This is a genomic window from Flavobacterium sp. (genome assembly GCF_035456225.1).
Taxonomy (GTDB): domain Bacteria; phylum Bacteroidota; class Bacteroidia; order Flavobacteriales; family Flavobacteriaceae; genus Flavobacterium.
Genome location: NZ_DATIDM010000180.1, coordinates 1 through 3,088, shown reverse-complemented (window position 1 = coordinate 3,088; position 3,088 = coordinate 1). Strand labels below are relative to the sequence as shown.

Below are 3,088 nucleotides of genomic sequence, written 5' to 3'. Positions count from 1 at the left end.
CAACGCAAAATTCCGACTGTTGTTAACCAAACTTCCCCACATTCTTCGGCCTTCCCACCATCTGTCGTAAGCGGTATTCGTCCTAAAGACTAATAGCAATGAAATCACAAAACCAAGCATTCCGTGCATAGCACCGAGATTTCTAACATAACTATTTTCGGGTAGATCTAAATATTCAACTTCTAAATACCCAATGATACCTGAATAAATACCAATAAATATCATTAGCGGCAGTAAGAGTCTGAAAGTATCTGCTTTGTGGAAACGAAAGATGAAAGTAATCCAGTCTTTTGGGTTGTATTGTACCATGTTTTAGAGTTACTGAGTTGCTAAGTAGTTAAGTTACTGAGTTTTTAAGTTAATTAGTTTGAAATTACTTGTGTTATAAATAATATTTAATTTTGCTAACTAATATAATTCCAAATTGTTTTCTTTTTACTTATTTCGATGAAAGCCCTTCGTAACGCCTGATGTTCCGGTTTCTCCATTGAAGCATCATCTTTTAAAAGCTTTATGGCATGATGACGTGCTAATAGTAAAATGTCTTTATCCTTAATCAAATCAGCTATTTGCAGGTTTAAAACGCCGCTTTGCTGTTTCCCCATGATATCGCCGGGACCGCGCAATTTCAAATCGACTTCCGCAATTTCAAATCCGTCATTAGTCGCGCACATTGTTTCGATTCGGGTTTTTGTATCGCTGCTTAATTTATGTCCGGTCATCAGAATGCAGTAGCTCTGTTCTGCACCTCGTCCCACGCGACCGCGAAGCTGATGCAATTGTGATAACCCGAAACGTTCAGCGCTTTCAATAATCATCACACTGGCATTGGGGACATTCACGCCGACTTCAATAACGGTAGTTGCTACCATGATATTGGTTTTACCTTCCGAGAAACGTTTCATTTCAGCGTCTTTTTCTGAAGGCTTCATTTGTCCGTGAACGATGGAAACGGAATATTGCGGTAATGGAAAATCACGTGAAATTCCCTCATAACCATCCATCAGATCTTTATAATCCATTTTTTCCGATTCCTGAATCAGTGGATATACGATGTAAATCTGTCGACCTTTAGCAATTTCATCTTTCAGGAATTTCCATACTTTCAAGCGGTTGCTGTCAAAACGATGTACGGTTTGGATTGGTTTTCGCCCCGGAGGCAATTCATCAATAACAGAAACATCCAAATCGCCATACAAACTCATAGCCAACGTTCGCGGAATAGGAGTGGCGGTCATGACCAAAACATGTGGTGGAACTTCATTTTTTTTCCACAATTTACTGCGCTGTTCTACACCAAAACGATGCTGTTCATCTATGATTGCCAGACCAAGATTTTTGAATTGCACCTTGTCTTCCAATAAGGCATGTGTCCCAATTATAATGTGTAAAGTTCCGTTTTCTAATTCTTCATGAATGATTTTTCTATCTGAAGTTTTTGTTGAGCCTGTTAATAGTTTTATATTGAGGTTTAACTCTTTAGCTAATTCAGTAATACCAACAAAATGCTGTGAAGCAAGGATTTCCGTTGGCGCCATCAAGCAAGCCTGAAAGCCGTTATCAATAGCCAAAAGCATGCTCATTAATCCGACAATGGTCTTTCCGGAACCAACATCACCTTGCAATAGTCTGTTCATTTGCGCATTGCTGCCTAAATCATTTCGGATTTCTTTCAGCACTTTTTTCTGTGCATTGGTCAAATCAAACGGAAGATGGTTGTTGTAGAACGTTGTAAAATAATCGCCCACCTTTTCAAACGGATGACCTTTGATTTTATGTTTACGGATTAGGTTTTTGGTGATGAGCTGCAGCTGGATAAAGAACAGTTCTTCAAATTTCAGGCGGAATTGCGCTTTGGCCAATAGTTCCTGGCTTTTCGGAAAATGAATATTAAAAAGTGCAGCGTTTTTTGGAATCAATTTTAATTCTTCCATCAAATAAGGCGGAAGAGTTTCGGAGAACAAAGTATGCGTTTCAATGAAAAGCTGTTGCATCATTTTGGCAATCACTCTGTTTGAGATTCCTTTGTTAGCTAACTTTTCAGTGCTCGGGTAGATGGCCTGCATGGCTGAACGCAAATTCGCTTTATGATCTTCCAGTAATTCCATTTCCGGATGCGCCATGTTGAACTGTCCGTTAAAGGAAGTCGTCTTCCCGAAAATCACGTAAGGCGTATTTATTTTCAGGCTTTCGCGTATCCATTTCTGTCCCTGAAACCAAACCAGTTCCATCTCGCCGGTATCATCAACAAAAGTGGCAACCAAACGTTTTCCTTTTTTCTGTTCAACCGATTTGATATGGATTACCCTGCCGACAATCTGTACTTCGGAGTTGCTGCTTTGCAGTTCGTTGATTTTGTAATACCGCGTACGGTCAATATACCTGTTCGGATATAGATTGATTAAATCGCCATATCGATGAATATTGAGTTCCTTGCGCAACAAATCCCCACGTTGAGGGCCTACGCCTTTTAAATATTCTATTGAAGTGTCTAACAGGTTATTCATTTTGGCTTGTAAAAGATAGGCTAATATAAAATTTAATTTTCAATTGATTTCTATTTCGGAATCAAATCGCAATACCAAAATCCGTAATCGAAAGCACTGCTGTCGTCTGTATCACATGCAGTATTTGATGAATCGGATTTGGGTTTTTCATACTTACGGTACACAATTTCGCCAATTTCAAAATCAATCGGCTTCGAGAAAATCGGTCCGTCAAAAGTAAACGTATGAAATTCGCCGTTCTCTCCGCAAACGTCTACGTCATCGGGTAAATCAGTTATGAATTGCTCATCGATAACCCGTCCGACAAAACTTTTATCAAGAGTACGTTCGTTAACACAGGTCACAATTGTTTTGAAACCCAAATCCAGAAACTCGCGAATCAATTGTTTAGTGTCAATTTTCCAAAGAGGGAAAACGCCTTCCAATTGCATTTCGGCTAATTTATCTTCACGGTATTTTCGTAAGTCTTCGAGGAAAATATCGCCAAAAACAGAATGGGTTACACCTTTTTCTTTGAAATGATTAAGAGTTTGGTGCATGACATCTTCGTACACTTCCATGGTTGGCATTTCCGGGATTTC

Annotated in this window: 2 protein-coding genes and 1 pseudogene; all 3 read right to left on the bottom strand. The window is 39.2% G+C overall.

What is annotated here, in order from left to right:
- A pseudogene (locus VLB74_RS10850) lies at positions 1-309 on the bottom strand (bestrophin family protein); the annotation flags it as partial.
- Between the two features lie 95 nt (positions 310-404).
- Positions 405-2,507, bottom strand: a complete 2,103-nt coding sequence (gene recG, locus VLB74_RS10845; RefSeq protein WP_325203477.1) for an ATP-dependent DNA helicase RecG — start codon at positions 2,505-2,507, stop codon at positions 405-407.
- A 50-nt stretch (positions 2,508-2,557) separates the two neighbouring features.
- Positions 2,558-3,088, bottom strand: a 531-nt coding sequence (locus VLB74_RS10840) for a Dph6-related ATP pyrophosphatase (protein ID WP_325203476.1), incomplete at its 5' end; no start/stop codon positions are given.